Origin of the sequence: Limnochorda sp. (assembly GCF_047459355.1) — a bacterium.
GTDB lineage: Bacteria > Bacillota > Limnochordia > Limnochordales > Limnochordaceae > Limnochorda.
This window is the reverse complement of the sequence record NZ_VSCV01000020.1, coordinates 31283-48289: the sequence shown is the minus strand read 5'-3', so window position 1 is coordinate 48289 and position 17007 is coordinate 31283. Positions and strand designations below refer to the sequence as shown.

Here is a 17007-nt window from a genome sequence, read left to right as displayed (position 1 = left end):
GGTGAGGACCAGGGCCAGCGTGCCCATCGCCTCCTGCCACAGCTGAAGGGAGACCACCACCAGCAGGGCCAGCCCGCTGAAGAGGGCGAGGCCCCGGCCAGCGACCCGCCAGGCGGCGGCCACCGCCAGGAGGAGCATCACGGGCCAGGGCAGGAGGAGCAAGAGCTCGGTCACGCCGTTGATCAGTGTCTGGACCGCGCGGCCGATCCCATCAAGGAAGCCTCCGAAGGTGGCGCCGATCCACCCGACGGCCTGCTCCGTCCAACGGTCGAGGGGCAGTTCAGGCAACGCCATGGGTATCGCCCGCCTCCGCCAAGGCGGCCAGGATGGCCACCCGGGGGATCAGGCCCACAAGGCGGCCCTCGCCGTCTACGACCGCCAAGGGGACGGAAGTTTGGGCGGCGAGGGGGAGCAGGTCCCGCAGGGGCGTGTCGGGGTCGACGGTCACCGCCTCCTGCAGCCTTCCCGCCAGGGACCCAGCCCCTTCCCGGGCTGCTTCCACAGCGGCTTCGGCCGTCAGAAGCCCATGCAGCCGGCGGCCTGGACCCACCACGAAGATGCTGGAGCTGCCCAGCCGCTCCATCTCCCGGAGGGCCTTCCGGGGGCCGTGGTCCACCCGGGCCACGGTGCCGGGCGGCTGCATGATGGCCGAGGCGGTCAGGACCTTGGACCGGTCGACCGCCTGGACAAACTGGCGGACGAAATCGTTGGCTGGCCGCTGGAGGATCTCTTCAGGACGGCCCAGCTGGACGATCCGGCCTTCCATCATGATCGCCACCCGGTTCCCCAGGGTGAGGGCCTCGTCCAGGTCGTGGGTGATGAAGAGGATCGTCTTCTGGAGCCGTTCCTGCAGGTCCAGCAGTTCGTGCTGGAGTTCCGCCCGGATGAGGGGGTCCAGCGCGCTGAACGGTTCATCCATCAGGAGCACCGCCGGGTTGGTGGCCAGGGCCCGGGCCAAGCCCACCCGCTGCTGCATGCCTCCGCTCAGCTCGTCGGGCCGGTGGTTTCGCCAGGCGGCCAGCCCCACCTGCTCCAGGGCCTCCTGAGCCCGGCGGAGCCGCTCCGCCTCCCCCACGCCCTGAATCTCCAGGCCGAAGGCGGCATTTTCCAGGACGGTCCGGTGGGGGAGGAGAGCGAACCGCTGAAAGACCATGCCCAGCCGGCGCCGGAGGTGGCGAAGGCGGGTGGGGCTGGCGGCGGTGATCGCCTCGCCGTCCAGCAGCACCTCGCCAGCCGTCGGCTCGATGAGGCGGTTGATGCAGCGGAGGAGGGTGGACTTCCCGCTCCCCGAAAGCCCCATGATGACCAAGAATTCGCCCGGCTCCACCCGAAGGGTCACATCGTGCACGCCCACCACATGGCCTGTCGCGAGCAGGTCCTGCCGCCCGGCTCCTTCAGCAAGGCGTCTGAGCGCCGCCCGGGGTTCGGGGCCAAAGATCTTGGTCAGGTGGCGCACCGTCAGCTGCGCGATGGGAACCGCCCCCCTGAAGGATCCTCCCTTCGGAAGGCTTCCCCCGAACCGGCCGCCTTCGGCCGCCGGGAGCGGCCCACCGGGCAGGAATCTGCTGGCGTCGGGTGGTAGCTCATGCGGGAAAGGAGCCATGTCATGGCCAACGCGCTGACCATGCTCCGGCTGCTGCTCATCCCTCTTGTGCTGGTCCTGCTCATCGGCCAACCGGTGCCGGGGTCGGTGGGCTGGGCCCTGGGGCTTCTGCTCCTTTCGGCGGCCACCGACGTGGCCGATGGCTGGGTGGCCCGGCGGCGGGGCGAGATCTCCCGCCTGGGCATGCTTCTGGACCCCCTGGCCGACAAGGTGACCCTGATCGCCGTGCTGGTGGCCTTGGCCTGGCTGGGCTGGATCCCCTGGTGGATCGCCCTGCTCCTGCTGGGGAAGGAGACGGTCCAGGTGGTGGCCGCTGCCTGGTTTTGGCGCCGGCGGGACCGGGTAGTGGCGGCCCGCTGGCCGGGCAAGGCGGCCACCGTCACCCTGTACGGGGGCGTCGCCCTGGTCCTCCTGGGCTGGCGGGGCGGGGTGCCCCTGTTGGTGGCCGGGGTGGTCCTCTCCGTGGGGGCCGGCCTCTATTACCTGGTCCTCGCCCTTCGGGCTGGCAAGCCCTCCACCTTCGGCCCAGCCTAGCGGCCCCCGGCCTGGGGCAGGCTGAGGCGGGGGTGGTGGCCGGTGCCGGCTCTGGCGGGGTCCTTGATCTCCTTGCTTCTGGCCTTGGGCTGGGTCTGGATGCTGCGCCGCAGCGATCGGGTGGAGCCCGAACCGTGGCCCATCATCGTGCGAACCTACCTCTTGGGCGCTCTGGCCGTCCTGCCGGCCCTGGCCCTGGAGGCTCCTTTGCGGTCGCTCCTGGCCGGGAACGGGAACGGCTGGGAGGCGGTGGAGGCGGCTGTCTTGGGTGCCGGCCTCCTCGCCGGCGTGGTGGCGGTGGGCCTCATCGAAGAAGGGGTGAAGTGGCTCGCCGCATGGCAGGGGGCCTTCCGGAGCCTCGCCTTCAGCCAGGTGGTGGACGGCCTGGTCTACGGCGGGGTGGCCGGCTTGGGCTTCGCCACCGCCGAAAACCTGCTCTACGGGGCCTCCTTGGGCTGGTCCGTCGGCCCCCTCCGTTCCTTGGTCACCTCCTGGGTTCATGCGGCCTTCAGCGGCCTGGCGGGGCTGGGTACCGCCTGGAGCCGCTTCCGGGGCCCCGGCTCCCGGGCGGGCGTCGGCCTCTTCGTGGCCGCGGTGGTGCTCCACGCCGCGTACAACCTGGTGATCATCACGGGCCTGATGACGCCGCTGGTGCTCCTGGCCACCGTCTTCGGCCTGGTCTTCTTCCTTTTCCGGACCACCGACCAGCTGGCCGGCGCCTGAGGGCCCAAACGACCCGTCCGGGCGCCGCCGGGCTGGCCTTCCGGCCCTCTGGCCCCCTGTGCTAGAATGGGCGGGAAGGCAGGTGGTGCGCGTGGCAGGACACTCCAAGTGGGCCAACATCAAGCACAAGAAGAGCAAGGAAGATGCCCGGCGGGGTCGGCTCTTCACCAAGCTCTCCCGCCAGATCATGGTGGCCGCCCGGGACGGGGGCGGCGATCCCAGCGCCAACGTCTCGCTGCGGCTGGCCATCGAGAAGGCCCGCGCCGCCAACATGCCCAACGAGGCCATCGAGCGGGCCATCAAGCGGGGCACCGGCGAGCTGGAGCCCGTCCATTATGAAACGTTGACCTACGAGGGGTACGCGCCTGGGGGCGTGGCCGTCCTGGTTCAGGCGATGACCGACAACCGGAACCGGACGGCGGGCGACCTGCGCCATATCTTCTCCCGTCACGACGGCAGCCTGGGCGAGGTGGGCTCCGTCGCCTGGATGTTCGACGCCAAGGGTCAGGTGGAGGTTGACCGGCAGGGGGCCCCCGATCCCGACGAGATGCTGCTCCTGGCCGCCGAGGCGGGCGCGGAGGATGTGGAGACCGACGACGAGGAGCGGTACATCGTCCTGACGGCCCTGCAGGATCTGGACAAGGTCCGCCGGGCCCTGGAGGAGCAGGGGCTCCATGTGCTCTCGGCCGAGCCCACCTACCGGCCCCAGACCACCATGGAGCTCGATGAAGAGCAAGCCCGGAAGGTCCTGAAGCTCATCGAAGCCCTCGAAGAGTACGACGACGTCCAGGAGGTCTACACCAACCTGGAGCTCTCCGACGAACTGCTGGCCAAGCTGGAGGTCTAGCCCCTGGCCGGCCGGCGCCCTCACGCCCTGCCCCCGGAGGACGGGCAGGGCTGGGTGGCAGGGTGTCGAAGTAAGTGCCGGTCGGCGGGGAGGCTTTCCATTGCGTATTTTGGGAATCGATCCAGGCCTGGGACGGACCGGCTACGCCCTGGTGGTCGCCGAAGGGGGCCGCCTCGCGGCCGGTCCGGCCGGTGTCTTTGAAACCCCTCCCGGGGTTGAGATGGGCGCGCGCCTTTTGGACCTGTACCGCCAGGTGGGGGCGCTGCTCCGCGCGGAGCGGCCCGACGTGGTGGCGATGGAGGAGCTCTTCTTCAACCGGAACATCACCACCGGGATCCGGGTGGCTCAGGCCCGGGGGGTCTGCTTCCTGGCCGCGGCCGAGGCGGGGATCCCCGTGGCCGAGTACAACCCCCAGCACGTCAAGGTGGCGGTGACCGGATACGGGAGCGCCACCAAGCGCCAGGTGATCTACATGGTGCGGAGTCTCCTCCGCTTGCAGACCAACCCCTCCCCCGACGACGTGGCGGATGCGATGGCCGTCGCCATCTGCCATGCCCACTCGGGGCGGGGCTGGAACACGGCGAGGGAGGCCCGGCGGTGATTCGGTGGTTGTCAGGTCGGTTGGCCGCGGTGGTGGATGCAGGGGAGCTGGTGGTGGACGTGGGCGGGGTGGGGTACCAGGTCTTCTGCCCCGCCAGCGACCAAGCCCGGCTGCCCCGAACGGGCGAGCCGGTGGCGTTCAGCATCTACACCCATGTCCGGGAGGACACCCTCCAGCTCTACGGGTTCTTGGACGAGCAGGACCGGCGCCACTTTGTCCGGCTGCTGCAGGTGACGGGGATCGGGCCCAAGGTGGCCCTCCAGATCGTCTCGGCCCTGCCGGGGGACCAGCTGGTGGAGGCGGTCCGTTCCGGCGAGATGAGCCGCTTCACCCGCATTCCAGGGGTGGGGAAGAAGACCGCCCAGCGGCTCCTCCTGGAGCTGGCCGGGGCCTTCAAAGACGAGCCAGCCGCGAGGGCCCCCGTGCCGGGGGTGGCCCGGGATGTGGTCCAGGCCTTGATGAGCTTGGGCTATACCGAGGCGGAGGCCTCCAGCGCGGTGGAGCAGGCCCTGGCCCGGTGGCGGGAAGAGACCAAGGAGGCGCCCGAAGGGGAGCCGGAACTGGCCGAGCTTCTCCGACGGGCCCTCAAGGTGATGGGGAGCGAGCGCCATGGCCGGTGACAGCCACGGGTCCCGGGACCGTCGGCTCTTGGAGCCCGAGGCGGCCCCTGGGGAGGTGGAGTTGGACCACGTCCTCCGTCCCCGCACCCTGGCCGCCTATGTCGGCCAGCGCCGGGTCAAGGAGAACCTGGCCATCTTTATCGAGGCGGCCCGCCAGCGGGGCGAGGCCCTGGACCACGTTCTGCTTTCGGGGCCGCCGGGGCTGGGGAAGACCACCTTGGCCCACATCGTGGCCAATGAGCTGGGGGTCAACATCCGGGTGACCAGCGGCCCCGCCATCGAGCGCCAGGGCGACCTGGTGGCCATCCTCACCAACCTGGAGCCCCGGGATGTGCTCTTCATCGACGAGATCCACCGGCTCCACCGGGCGGTGGAGGAGGTCCTCTACCCCGCCATGGAGGACGGGGTGGTGGACATCGTCATCGGCCAGGGGCCGGCCGCCCGGTCGGTGCGGCTGGAGCTGCCCCCCTTCACCCTGATCGGCGCCACCACCCGCCAGGGGATGCTCACCTCCCCCTTGCGGGACCGGTTCGGGGTGCTGGGGCGCCTGGAGTACTACACCCCCGAGGAGCTCCAGCAGATCCTGGAGCGGGCGGCCGTCGCCCTGGGGGTGGAGGCGGAGCCCGACGGCCTGGCCGAGCTGGCCCGGCGGTCCCGGGGGACGCCCCGGGTGGCCCTGCGCCTCCTGCGGCGGGTCCGGGATGTGGCCCAGGTGCGGGGCGAAGGGCGCATCACCCTGGCCATGGCCGAACGGGCCCTCACCCTCCTGGATGTGGACGAGGCGGGTTTGGACCGGAACGACCGGCGGGTGCTGGAGGCCATCATCGACCTCTTCGACGGCGGTCCCGTCGGGGTGGAGACCCTGGCGGCGGCCATCAGCGAGGATGTGGAGACGGTGGAGGATGTGTACGAGCCCTTCCTGATGCAGAAGGGCTTCCTCCAGCGAACGCCCCGGGGGCGGGTGGCGACGCCCGCCGCCTACCGGCACCTGGGCCGGCCCCTGGCCAAGGGCGGGGCCGCGGGCGAGGGTGGGGCGGTGGGCGAGCAGGGGGCCCTCTTCTCATAACCGGCCCCTGGGGGAGCGGTTATACTGGTTGGGGGGAGCGACGTGCCTGAGTTGAGCGGCTTGGGACGGACCCTGATCCTCTTCGGCGTCCTCCTGATCGTCGTGGGGGGGCTCATCCTCCTGGCCGGCCGGCTCCCGGGCATCGGCCGCCTGCCGGGGGACATCCTGGTCCGCCGAGGCTCCTTCACCTTCTACATGCCCCTGGCCACCTCGTTGATCGTCAGCCTCCTCCTCACCCTCCTCCTCAACCTTATCTTCCGGCGGTGACAGGGGGAACGGCTTTGGGAGCGATCGGGATGGCATACGGGTTGGTCACGGGGTCCAGGTTAGCCAGGGGCGGGGAGCTCCGGTGATCTACCACGCGGAAGGGATTGTCCTCCGGAGCCAGCCCTTCGGCGAGGCGGATCGGATCATCACCCTGCTCACCCGGCCCGAGGGGAAGGTGCGGGCCGTCGCCCGGGGGGTCCGCCGGACCCGGAGCCGGCTCATGGGGAGCACCCAGCTGTTCACCTACGGCTCGTACCTCTTGGTCCGGGGCCGGAGCGATCTGGAGACCCTGAGCCAGGGCGAGATCCGGGAGTCCTTGCGCCGCCTCCGGGAGGACCTGGACCTGATGGCCTACGCCAGCTACGCCTGTGAGCTGGTGGACCGGATGATGGTGGAGCGGGAGCCGGACGAGTTCGTCTTCGGGCTGGTGCTGGCGGTGCTCCGCCAAATGGAGGCGGGCTCGCCCCCCTTCGGCCTGGTCCGCTACCTGGAGCTGGCCCTCTTGGACCGGCTGGGCTACCGGCCTGAGCTGGACGGCTGCCTCCGGTGCGGGAAGGCCTGGTCCCCCGGGAACGGCTGGGGGATCGACGGCGAGGCGGGCGGCCTCATCTGTCCCGAGTGTGGGACCGCCCCGACGGTGCGGCGGCTCTCCCCCGGGGCGGTGGAGAGCCTGCGGCGGATGCGTTCCCTCCCCGCGGAGCGGGCCGGGGTCCTCCGCTTCTCGGCCGAGACGGCCCGGGAGGTGCGGAGCGCCCTGCGGGACTTGCTGGATGCGCGGATCGAGGGACCCCTCAAGACCCGGGCGTTTCTGGAGAGCTTGGAGGCGGCTCCCTGGAAGGAGGCCAATCATGGACGAGCTGGATCGGATTGACATCCTCCGCCGGCGGACGGGCCTGGGCTACGCGGAGGCCAAGGCCCTCCTGGACGAAGCGGGCGGCGACGTGGTGGAGGCCTTGATCCGGTACGAGAAGCGCCAGCGGGAGGAAGGGCGGTCCTGGCGCTGGGAGACGAGCGGCCGGGCCGCGTGGGAGAAGGTGCAGGAGCTGGTCCGGGAAGGGATGGTCACCCGGGTCCGGATCCGCCGGGAGGGTCGGGTGATCTTGGAGTTCCCCGTGGCCGCCGGGGTGGCGTCGGCCCTCATCCTGCCCAAGCTCTCCGCCCTGGCCGCGGCGCTCTGCCTGGTGGGCCAGTGCAGCATCGAGGTGGAGCGCCGGGAGCCGGAAGGGCCGCCCCGCTGGGTGCCCGTCGAGACCGAGTAGGCGACGCGGGGCTTTCAGAAGCTGGCACGGCATGGTATAATTCCCTACCGTGGAAGACCTGCCCAGGATGGGGCGGGGCGGAATGGAGTCCGGCCCCGGGCCGGATGGGGCGATGACGAAGTCAATCACAGGGGCACTCTTGGACCATAGCGACCCCGGGAGGGTGGAAGCCGGGGCAAGAGCCTGTGAGGGCCCTTCGGAGCCCGCGGGATGAGGGGGCCCGCGCCCGGCGCGGGTCAATCAGGGTGGAACCGCGGAAGAGACCTTCCGTCCCTGAGTGGGAGGTCTCTTTTTTCGTCTCAGGTCCTGGCCATTTGGGGGCCAGCCATGGGGGAGTGGGCATGGAGCTGCAGGAGATGATCATGGCCCTGGACCGCTTCTGGGCCGAGCAGGGTTGTGTGGTGCAACAGCCCTACGACATGGAGGTGGGCGCGGGGACCATGGCGCCGGCCACCTTCCTCCGGGTCTTGGGGCCCGAGCCGTGGCGCACGGCCTACGTCCAGCCTTCCCGCCGGCCCACCGACGGCCGGTACGGCGAGAACCCCAACCGCCTCCAGCACTACTACCAGTACCAGGTGATCCTCAAGCCTGCGCCGGCGGATGTGCAGGAGCTCTACCTGCGGAGCCTGAAGGCCCTGGGCATCGACCCGGCCCGCCACGACATCCGGTTCGTGGAGGACGACTGGGAGCAGCCCACCCTGGGGGCCTGGGGCCTGGGCTGGGAGGTCTGGCTGGATGGGATGGAGGTGACCCAGTTCACCTACTTCCAGCAGGTGGGCGGGGTGGATCTGAACCCCATCTCGGCCGAGCTCACCTACGGCCTGGAGCGGATCGCCATGTACCTGCAGGGGGTGGACAACGTCTTCGACGTGGTCTGGACCCGGGGCATCCGCTACGGGGAGCTCTTCCACGCCAACGAGGTGGACTACTCCCGCTTCAACTTCGAGCTGGCCAACACCGAGCTTCTGCGGCGCCACTTCGACGAGTACGAGGGGGAGGCCCTGCGGCTGTTGGAGGCGGGCCTGGTCCAGCCGGCCTATGATTATGTGCTCAAATGCTCCCACACCTTCGGCCTTCTGGACGCCCGGGGCGCCCTGGGGGTGACGGACCGGGCGGCCATGATCGCCCGGGTCCGGGACCTGGCCCGCAAGACGGCCCACCGGTACCTGGAGCACCGGGAGGCTCTCGGATTCCCCCTCTTGAAAAGCCCTCCAGCCACCGGCGGGAGGGACGGCGGGACCAACCACGGGGTGCCCGGCGCGGAGGTGAACGGCTGATGGCGGACCTCCTCTTCGAGATCGGCTGTGAAGAGCTGCCGGCCCGGTTCATCCAGCCCGCCCTGGAGAGCCTCCGGCAGGATGCGGCGAAGAGTTTCCAGGAGCACCGGCTCGGGGTGGCGGAGCTCCAGGTCTACGGCACCCCCCGCCGTCTGGCCCTCATCGCGCGAGGGCTGGCCGAGCGGCAGGAGCCCCGGGTGGTGGAGGTGCGGGGCCCGGCGGCGGCCGCCGCCTTCGATGCCCAGGGGCGGCCCACCAAGGCGGCCGAAGGGTTCGCCCGCTCCCGGGGGGTCCGGGTGGAGGATCTGATCCGCAAGACCACCGAGCAGGGGGAGTACGTCTTCGCCCGGGTGGAGGAGCCGGCCTTGGAGACGGCCCAGGTGCTCCCCGACCTCCTGCGGGGGCTGGTGGAGGGGCTCCGCTTCCCCAAGAGCATGCGCTGGGACGAGACCGGCTTCCGCTTCGCCCGGCCCGTCCGGTGGCTGGTGGCCGTCTACGACGGCCAGCCCGTGCCCGTGGAGGTGGCCGGGGTCCGGGCGGGGAAGGTCACCTACGGCCACCGGCTCTTGAGCCCTGGGCCCGTCGAGGTGGACGCCCAGACCTACTTGGAGCGGCTCCGGGAGCGGTATGTGCTGGCCGATCCCCAGGAGCGGCGGGAGGCGGTCCTCCGCCAGGCGGAGGCCATCGCCGCCCGGGGCGACGGCCGGTTGCTGGCCCGGCCCGAGCTGGTCGATGAGGTGGCGGGGCTGGTGGAGTGGCCCACCGCGCTGGAGGGCCGCTTCCCCGAGGCGTACCTGGAGCTGCCCGCGCCCGTCCTCATCACCCCCATGGAGGCCCACCAGCGCTACTTCCCCATCGCGGGGCCCGACGGGCGCTTGCAGAACCGGTTCGTCGCCGTCTCCAACGGCGATCCCGACCGGGCGGCGGTCATCGTCCAAGGGCACGAGCGGGTGCTGAAAGCCCGGCTGGCCGATGCGGCCTTCTTCTACCAGGAGGACCTCCAGCGGCCCGTGGCCGAGCGGGTGCCGGAGCTGGCCCGCATGAGTGTCCATGAGCGGTTGGGCAGCTTTCTGGAGAAGACCCGGCGCCTGGAGGCGTTGACGGGCCTCTTGGCTGAGCGGTTGGAGCTGCCGGACGAGGAGCGGGCCCACCTGCAGCGGGCCGCCTTTCTGAGCAAGGCGGACCTGGTCACCTCCATGGTGAACGAGTTCCCCGAGCTGCAGGGGGTGATGGGCCGGGAGTATGCCCGGGCTCAGGGGGAGCCCGAGGCGGTGGCCGTCGCCCTGGAGGAGCAGTACCGGCCCCGGGGCGGCGAGGACGAGGCCCTGCCCGAAAGCCGCGTTGGGGCCCTGCTGGCCGTCGCCGACCGGGCCGACAGCCTGGCAGGCGCCTTCTTGGCCGGCCTCACCCCCACCGGCTCCCACGATCCGTACGGGGTCCGGCGGGCCGCCCTGGGGCTTCTGGCCGTCCTGGAGGGGTGCCGCCTGGAGATCCCCGTCCCCGAGCTCATCCGGGCGGCTCTGGAAGGGTATGGGGCGCCGGCGGCCCAGAAGGGGGACGAGCTCGCCGCCCAGATCCTCGACTTCCTCCAGCAGCGGATGCGGGGCCGGCTCCTGGACCGGGGCTTCCGCTATGACCTGGTGGAGGCGGCTCTGGCGGCCCGGTTCCAGAGCGTGCCGGAGCTGGTGGACCGGGTCCAGGCTCTGCAGGCGTGGGCGGGGGACGCGCGCTTCGATGCCACCCGGACCGCCTTCGGGCGGGTGGCCAACCTGGTGGCCCAGGCTCAGGCCAAGGGGCAGATGGCGGCCGGACCGGTCCGGGCCGAGCTCTTCCAGGAGGAGGCGGAGCGGGCCCTGGCGGAGCAGTTCGCCCAGACCCGGGAGCTGGCGGGGCCGCTCCTCGCGGCCCGGCGCTACGGGGAGGCCCTGGAGGCCATGGCGGGGCTCCGGCCGGCGGTGGACCGCTTCTTCGACGAGGTGCTGGTGATGGCGCCCGAGCCCGAGGTGCGGGCCAACCGGCTCAGCCTCCTGGGCGAGATGGCCGCCTTCTTCAGCCAGATCTGCGACTGGCGGCAGGTGGTCGAGGGCTGAGGGGAGCCTTGATGTGAGATCACCCGTGATGTGGGATCATTCTGGTCCCGGGGAGTAGGCGGAATGTCCCGATTCCTGGGAGGAACGGCCTGGGATGGCAGGATGGCCGGTCCAGGACGGCGAAGCCAAGAAGTGGCTTGTACGCAGGGGAACCGAACCCTTTGGGGACCCTTCTTCTGAAAGCTGGCGCCTGTGCCGGAAGGCCGGAGAGGGGCGCCGCTTGCCATGCGGCTTGAGCGCCTAGTGGAATGGGGGCCTGAACGTGACGACACGGAAGTCCATCTACTTCTTCGCGCGCGGCCAGACTGAGGGACGCGCCGACATGAAGAACCTTCTCGGCGGCAAGGGGGCCAACCTGGCTGAGATGACCAGCCTGGGCATCCCCGTGCCTCCGGGCTTCACCATCACCACCGAAGTCTGCACGGCCTACTACGCCAACGGCGGCCGTTGGCCCGAGGGCCTTGACGAGGAGGTGCGGGCCGCCATCCGCCGGCTGGAAGAGGTGACGGGCCGCGGCTTTGGCAAGACGGAGAAGCCGCTCCTGCTGGCGGTCCGGTCCGGGGCCCGGGTCTCCATGCCGGGGATGATGGACACCATCCTCAACCTGGGCCTCAACGACGAGACGGTCGAGGCTCTGGCCAAGGAGGCCAACCCGCGCTTCGCCTACGACTCCTACCGGCGCTTCGTCCAGATGTACGGCAACGTGGTTCTGGGCGTGCCGAGTGAGGAGTACGAGAAGCTGATCGACGAGGTGAAGGCGCGCAAGGGCGTCGAGCTGGACACCGATCTGACGGCCGAGGACTGGAAGGAGCTCGTCCAGCGCTTCAAGCAGCTGACCGAGGAGCGGACGGGCAAGACCTTCCCCACCGATCCCGAGGAGCAGCTCTTCGGCGCCATCACCGCCGTCTTCGACTCGTGGAACAACCCCCGGGCCATCCGGTACCGGGAGCTGAACAAGATCCCCGGCGACTGGGGGACGGCGGTCAACGTTCAGACCATGGTCTTCGGGAACCTGGGTCCCACCTCGGGCACGGGGGTGGCCTTCACCCGCGACCCGGCCACGGGCGCGAACGTCTTCTACGGCGAGTACCTGATGAACGCCCAGGGCGAGGACGTGGTCGCCGGGATCCGGACGCCCGAGCCCATCAGCAAGCTGAAGGAAGTCAACCCGAAGGCCTACGAGCAGCTTGAGGAGATCCGGAAGATCCTCGAGCACCACTACAAGGACATGATGGACATCGAGTTCACCATCCAGGATGGTGAACTCTACATGCTCCAGTGCCGGTCCGGCAAGCGGACGGCGCTGGCGGCGGTCACCATCGCCGTCGACATGGTGAAGGAGGGGCTCATCGACAAGGAGACGGCCATCATGCGGGTCGATCCCGAGCAGATCGAGCAGCTCCTCCACCCGACGGTCGATCCCAACCAGGAGCTGGATGTCCTCACCAAGGGCCTGCCTGCCTCGCCGGGCGCGGCGGTGGGCCGGATCGTCTTCACCGCCGATGAGGCCGAAGAGTGGGCCGCTCGGGGTGAGAAGGTCATCCTGGTCCGGAACGAGACGTCGCCTGAGGACATCGGCGGCATGGACGCGGCCGAGGGCATCCTGACGGCCCGGGGCGGCATGACCAGCCACGCGGCCGTGGTCGCCCGGGGCATGGGCAAGTGCTGCGTCGCCGGCGCCGGCGAGATCCGCATCGACTTCGAGAAGAAGGAGATGACGGTTAAGGGCCGCACCTTCAAGGAGGGCGACTGGATCAGCCTCAACGGGAGCACCGGTGAGGTGTACGCCGGCGCGGTGAAGCTCCAGCAGGCGGAGCTCTCGGGCGCCTTCGGTGAGCTGATGAGCTGGGCCGACGAGATCCGGACCCTCAAGGTGCGGACCAACGCCGACACGCCTCGGGATGCGGAGACGGCCCGGCGCTTCGGCGCGGAGGGGATCGGCCTCTGCCGTACCGAGCACATGTTCTTCGGTGAGAACCGGATCCTGGCGGTCCGGGAGATGATCCTGGCCGACGACGAGGAGGGCCGCCGGAAGGCGCTGGCCAAGCTCCTCCCCTACCAGCGGGATGACTTCTACGCCATCCTCAAGACCATGGAGGGGCTGCCGGTCACCATCCGGCTCCTGGACCCGCCGCTCCACGAGTTCTTGCCCCATGAGGCGGCCGCCCAGGAAGAGGTGGCCAAGGAGATGGGCAAGAGCGTCGAGGAGATCCGGGCCAAGGTGGAGAGCCTGAAGGAGTTCAACCCGATGCTCGGCCACCGCGGCTGCCGCTTGGGCATCACCTATCCTGAGATCTACGAGATGCAGGCCCAGGCCATCTTCGAGGCGGCGGCCCAGCTGGCCAAGGAGGGCATCGAGGTCCACCCCGAGGTCATGATCCCGCTGGTGGGCACCGTCGAGGAGCTCGCCTTCCTCAAGGCCCGGGTGGAGCAGGTGGCCAAGGACGTCATGGCCAAGGCCGGGGTGGAGATCCCCTTCTCGGTCGGGACCATGATCGAGGTGCCGCGGGCTGCGGTCGTGGCCGACGAGATCGCCAAGGAGGCCGAGTTCTTCTCCTTCGGCACCAACGACCTGACCCAGATGACCTACGGCTTCAGCCGGGACGATGCGGGCACCTTCCTGAACGACTACCGGGAGAAGGGCATCCTCCGCTTCGATCCCTTCCAGACCCTGGACCAGCAGGGCGTGGGCCAGCTGGTGCAGCTGGGTGTGGAGCGGGGCCGCAAGACCCGTCCCGACCTGAAGGTGGGCATCTGCGGCGAGCACGGCGGCGACCCCGACTCGGTCAAGTTCTGCCACCGGACCGGTCTGGACTACGTGAGCTGCTCGCCCTACCGGGTGCCCGTCGCCCGGCTGGCGGCCGCCCAGGCCCGGATCGAGGAGAAGGGGCAGAGCTGACGCCCCAGGTCCAAAACGGCATGCCTCCGGGGGGCTTCCCCCGGAGGCAGGGGCCGGCCGTGAGGTGAGGATCTCCCGTGGCCTGGAACCAAGAGGCGATTGAGGAGATCCGCCGCCGGGTCGACATCGTCGAGGTTATCTCCGAGTATGTCGAGCTGCGGCGGCAAGGACGGAACCTGATCGGCCTCTGCCCCTTCCATCAAGAGAAGACGCCCTCGTTCTCCGTGCATCCCGAAGGGCAGTTTTTCCACTGTTTCGGGTGCGGTGTTGGCGGGGACGTCTTTCGTTTCGTCCAGCTGCGCGAGGGGCTGACCTTCCCCGAGGCGGTCCGGCGCCTGGCGCGCCGGGCCGGAGTGCCCGAGGAGGCGTTGGCCCCCACCGCAGCCGCCCGGCGTCGGGCGGCCTTGCGGGCCCGGCTGGTGGCGCTCAACGAGCGGGCGCTGGAGTACTTCCGGGCCCAGCTGCACGGTCCCGCGGGGGCCCGGGCCCGGGCCTACTTAGAGCGCCGGGGCATCGACCGGGAGACGGCAGACCGCTTTGGCCTGGGGTACGCCCCCGGAGATGGCGGGCTCCTCCAGGCTTTGGCGGGGCAGCGGGGACGTGAAGGGAATACGGTGCAGGAAGACGCCCGGCGCCTGGGCTTGATCCTCGAAGGGCGCTGGGGGCTGTATGAGCGGTTCCGGGAGCGGCTGATCTTCCCCATCCGGGACCCGTCGGGCCAGGTGGTGGGGTTCGGGGGGCGCCTCCTGGGGGACGGGCGGGGGCCCAAGTACCTGAACAGCCCCGAAAGCCCTCTCTTTCACAAAGGGCGGGTTCTCTACGGGCTGGATCTGGCCGGCCCGGACCTGAAGCGGCTGGGCAAGGAGGCGGTGGTGGTGGAGGGCTACATGGACGTCATCGCCCTCCACCAGGCGGGGATCACCCAGGCCGTCGCCTCCCTGGGGACCAGCTTCACCCAGGAGCAGGCCGCCCTGCTCAAGCGGTACTGCGATCGGGCGGTGATCGCCTACGATGGGGACGCCGCGGGGGACCGGGCCACGGTGCGGGGCCTGGAGCTCCTGGCCCGGGAAGGGGTGGCCGTCCGGGTGGCCACCCTGCCGCCGGGAGAGGATCCGGACAGCCTGGCCCGCCGCGGCGGGCCCGCGGCCGTCCAGCAGGTGCTGGAAGAGGCGTTGCCCCTCACCCAGTTCCTCCTCCGGCGGGCGCTGGGGACGGAACCGCCCACCACGGTGGAGGGGAAGGCCGAGGCGGTCAGCCGGGCCCTGCCCATCCTGGCCCAGGTCGAAAATCTGGTGGCCCGGGCAGGATATGTCGAACAGGTGGCGAACAAGATTGGGGTTTCGGCAGCGGCGGTCGCCGCGGAGTTGGAGCGGTACCTTGAGCAGGCCCGGCCGCCCACCGGGGCGGGCCGGCGACGGCCAGGCGCCCTCCCGCGCGCCGGGACGCATGATCCCGCAGGCGCGCGTCATACTTCTAGGGAACGGCCCTCGAAGTCTCCCCGGTTGCAACGCCAAGCCGTGAGCCGGTGGCAGCGTCTTGAGTGGGAGCTGGCCCGGCGTCTCCAAGACGATCCCGGGCTCCTGCCTCGCCTCGAAAGGGAGCTGGGGCACCCTGTGTTTGTGGGGCCGGGGTTGGCTTCATGGGCCACCGCGTTCCAGGCGGCCCTGGAGGCGGGGGAGCCGGCAGAGCAGGTGCTGGCCCGCATGCCCATTCCCGATCCGGGACCGGGCGTGTGGAGCCCGGCGGTGGCCGAGGTGGCCACGGAGGACCTCCTCCGGCACATGGTCCGCTACCGCCGCGTATTGGAGTTGCGCCGCATTGAAAGGGAATTGTTAGCCGCCGACGAAGACGGGATCAGGGCACTGGAGAGGCTAAACGGGTTGCTCTTGCGGTACCATAAGGTGCGTGCCCAACTGACCCCGAGCCGCGGCGGACGAGGAGCGGGCCGACGAGCGGTCGAGTAGGGACCGGCCCCAGACCCGCCCAGCGGCGGCGGTGTCCCGGGAGCCGGGCAGGAAAGGGGGGAGACCCGGTGTCTGGTACGAATGAGATTCTCCAACTGGAGAGCGTCAAGGCCTTGATGAAGCGGGGGCGCGAGAACGGCACGCTCAATTACGAGGAGATCATGGACGCTCTCCAGCATGTGGATTTGGCCCCGGAGCAGATTGATGAGATTTACGAGCGGTTCGCCGAGCACGGCATCCGCGTCATTCCCGACGCGGCCGAGGAGAGCGAGCCGGCTCAGGCCGATGAGAAGCACGACGAGCCCGAAGAGGAGGCGGCGGAGGCCGTCGACCTCTCCGTACCCGACAACGTGAGCCTGGATGACCCGGTCCGCATGTACTTGAAGGAGATTGGACGGGTCCCTCTCCTGACGGCGGAAGAAGAGGTGGAGCTCGCCAAGCGGATCGAGCAGGGCGACGAGGAGGCCCGGCGGAAGCTGGTCGAGGCCAACCTGCGCCTGGTGGTGAGCATCGCCAAGCGGTATGTGGGCCGGGGGATGCCGCTCTTGGACCTGATCCAGGAGGGGAACTTGGGCCTCATCAAGGCCGTCGAGAAGTTCGAGTACCGGAAGGGGTTCAAGTTCAGCACCTACGCCACCTGGTGGATCCGTCAGGCCATCACCCGGGCCATCGCCGACCAGGCGCGGACCATCCGCATCCCGGTCCACATGGTGGAGACCATCAACAAGCTGATGCGGGTCTCGCGCAGCCTCCTCCAGGAGCTGGGTCGGGAGCCGACCGCGGAGGAGATCGCGGAGCGGATGGACATGACGCCCGAGCGGGTCCGGGAGATCCAGCGGATGGCCCAGGAGCCCGTCTCCCTGGAGACGCCCATCGGTGAGGAAGAGGACAGCCACCTGGGCGACTTCATCGAGGACTCGGACGCGCCGGCGCCGGCCGAGGCCGCCTCCTTCACCATGCTCCGGGAGCAGCTGGAAGGGGTTTTGGAGACCCTGACGCCCCGGGAGGAGAAGGTCCTCCGGCTCCGGTTCGGCCTGGATGACGGACGGGCCCGGACGCTGGAGGAGGTGGGCCAGGTCTTCGGGGTCACCCGGGAGCGGATCCGCCAGATTGAGGCCAAAGCCCTCCGGAAGCTGCGCCATCCGAGCCGCAGCAAGAAGCTGAAGGACTTCCTCGAGTAAGATCCCACGGATGCGTACAAGGGAGCGGGCCGCGCCACGGCCCGGGTGAGGGTTGGGGTGGGCCTTCAAAGCCGCG

15 protein-coding genes and 1 pseudogene are annotated in these 17007 nt (G+C 70.2%); 14 read left to right on the top strand and 2 right to left on the bottom strand.

Annotated features, from left to right (window positions below; all coding sequences use genetic code 11):
• Nucleotides 1-294: pseudogene (locus FWJ67_RS08120) on the bottom strand (proline/glycine betaine ABC transporter permease ProW); the annotation flags it as partial.
• The gene (locus FWJ67_RS08115) at nucleotides 281-1456 is read right to left on the bottom strand and encodes a quaternary amine ABC transporter ATP-binding protein (protein WP_414482249.1); all 1176 of its coding nucleotides are present in this window, start codon (nucleotides 1454-1456) and stop codon (nucleotides 281-283) included. The pseudogene FWJ67_RS08120 and the gene FWJ67_RS08115, both read right to left, overlap by 14 nt.
• Nucleotides 1457-1606: 150 nt before the next feature.
• Between FWJ67_RS08115 and FWJ67_RS08110 the strand changes: the two genes are divergently transcribed.
• From FWJ67_RS08110 to rpoD, 14 genes are all read left to right on the top strand, one after another.
• Nucleotides 1607-2137 (top strand): CDP-alcohol phosphatidyltransferase family protein, encoded by a 531-nt coding sequence (locus tag FWJ67_RS08110; protein WP_304174201.1) that lies wholly within the window; start codon nucleotides 1607-1609, stop codon nucleotides 2135-2137.
• Nucleotides 2138-2179: 42 nt separating this feature from the next.
• Nucleotides 2180-2860, top strand: coding sequence for a PrsW family intramembrane metalloprotease (locus tag FWJ67_RS08105; protein WP_304174203.1), 681 nt, complete (start codon nucleotides 2180-2182; stop codon nucleotides 2858-2860).
• Nucleotides 2861-2951: 91 nt separating this feature from the next.
• On the top strand, nucleotides 2952-3707 hold the full coding sequence (locus FWJ67_RS08100; protein ID WP_369686588.1) for a YebC/PmpR family DNA-binding transcriptional regulator: 756 nt from the start codon (nucleotides 2952-2954) through the stop codon (nucleotides 3705-3707).
• 100 nt (nucleotides 3708-3807) lie between these two features.
• On the top strand, nucleotides 3808-4308 hold the full coding sequence (gene ruvC, locus FWJ67_RS08095) for a crossover junction endodeoxyribonuclease RuvC (RefSeq protein WP_304174207.1): 501 nt from the start codon (nucleotides 3808-3810) through the stop codon (nucleotides 4306-4308).
• A complete protein-coding gene (gene ruvA, locus FWJ67_RS08090; protein ID WP_304174209.1) occupies nucleotides 4305-4928 on the top strand; it encodes a Holliday junction branch migration protein RuvA in 624 nt (207 codons plus the stop codon). Before ruvC ends, ruvA begins: the two co-directional genes overlap by 4 nt.
• A complete protein-coding gene (ruvB, locus tag FWJ67_RS08085) occupies nucleotides 4918-5994 on the top strand; it encodes a Holliday junction branch migration DNA helicase RuvB (RefSeq protein WP_304174212.1) in 1077 nt (358 codons plus the stop codon). The genes ruvA and ruvB overlap by 11 nt, the downstream gene beginning before the upstream one ends.
• A gap of 42 nt (nucleotides 5995-6036) precedes the next feature.
• Nucleotides 6037-6261 (top strand): DUF2905 domain-containing protein, encoded by a 225-nt coding sequence (locus FWJ67_RS08080; RefSeq protein WP_304174215.1) that lies wholly within the window; start codon nucleotides 6037-6039, stop codon nucleotides 6259-6261.
• Between the two features lie 82 nt (nucleotides 6262-6343).
• Nucleotides 6344-7132, top strand: a complete 789-nt coding sequence (gene recO / locus FWJ67_RS08075; protein ID WP_304174217.1) for a DNA repair protein RecO — start codon at nucleotides 6344-6346, stop codon at nucleotides 7130-7132.
• A complete protein-coding gene (locus FWJ67_RS08070) occupies nucleotides 7110-7520 on the top strand; it encodes a DUF4342 domain-containing protein (protein ID WP_304174219.1) in 411 nt (136 codons plus the stop codon). Before recO ends, FWJ67_RS08070 begins: the two co-directional genes overlap by 23 nt.
• 341 nt (nucleotides 7521-7861) lie before the next feature.
• The gene (gene glyQ / locus FWJ67_RS08065; RefSeq protein WP_304174221.1) at nucleotides 7862-8797 is read left to right on the top strand and encodes a glycine--tRNA ligase subunit alpha; all 936 of its coding nucleotides are present in this window, start codon (nucleotides 7862-7864) and stop codon (nucleotides 8795-8797) included.
• Nucleotides 8797-10887: a glycine--tRNA ligase subunit beta gene (glyS, locus tag FWJ67_RS08060; RefSeq protein ID WP_304174223.1), complete on the top strand. Its 2091-nt coding sequence runs from the start codon at nucleotides 8797-8799 to the stop codon at nucleotides 10885-10887. Before glyQ ends, glyS begins: the two co-directional genes overlap by 1 nt.
• A 262-nt stretch (nucleotides 10888-11149) precedes the next feature.
• Nucleotides 11150-13786, top strand: coding sequence for a pyruvate, phosphate dikinase (gene ppdK, locus FWJ67_RS08055; RefSeq protein ID WP_414482250.1), 2637 nt, complete (start codon nucleotides 11150-11152; stop codon nucleotides 13784-13786).
• A 77-nt stretch (nucleotides 13787-13863) separates the two neighbouring features.
• Nucleotides 13864-15750 carry a DNA primase gene (gene dnaG, locus FWJ67_RS08050; protein WP_304174227.1) on the top strand — a complete coding sequence of 629 codons (1887 nt, stop codon included), beginning with the start codon at nucleotides 13864-13866 and terminating at the stop codon, nucleotides 15748-15750.
• Between the two features lie 68 nt (nucleotides 15751-15818).
• Nucleotides 15819-16931 carry an RNA polymerase sigma factor RpoD gene (gene rpoD, locus FWJ67_RS08045; RefSeq protein WP_304174229.1) on the top strand — a complete coding sequence of 371 codons (1113 nt, stop codon included), beginning with the start codon at nucleotides 15819-15821 and terminating at the stop codon, nucleotides 16929-16931.
• Nucleotides 16932-17007: the final 76 nt, after the last annotated feature.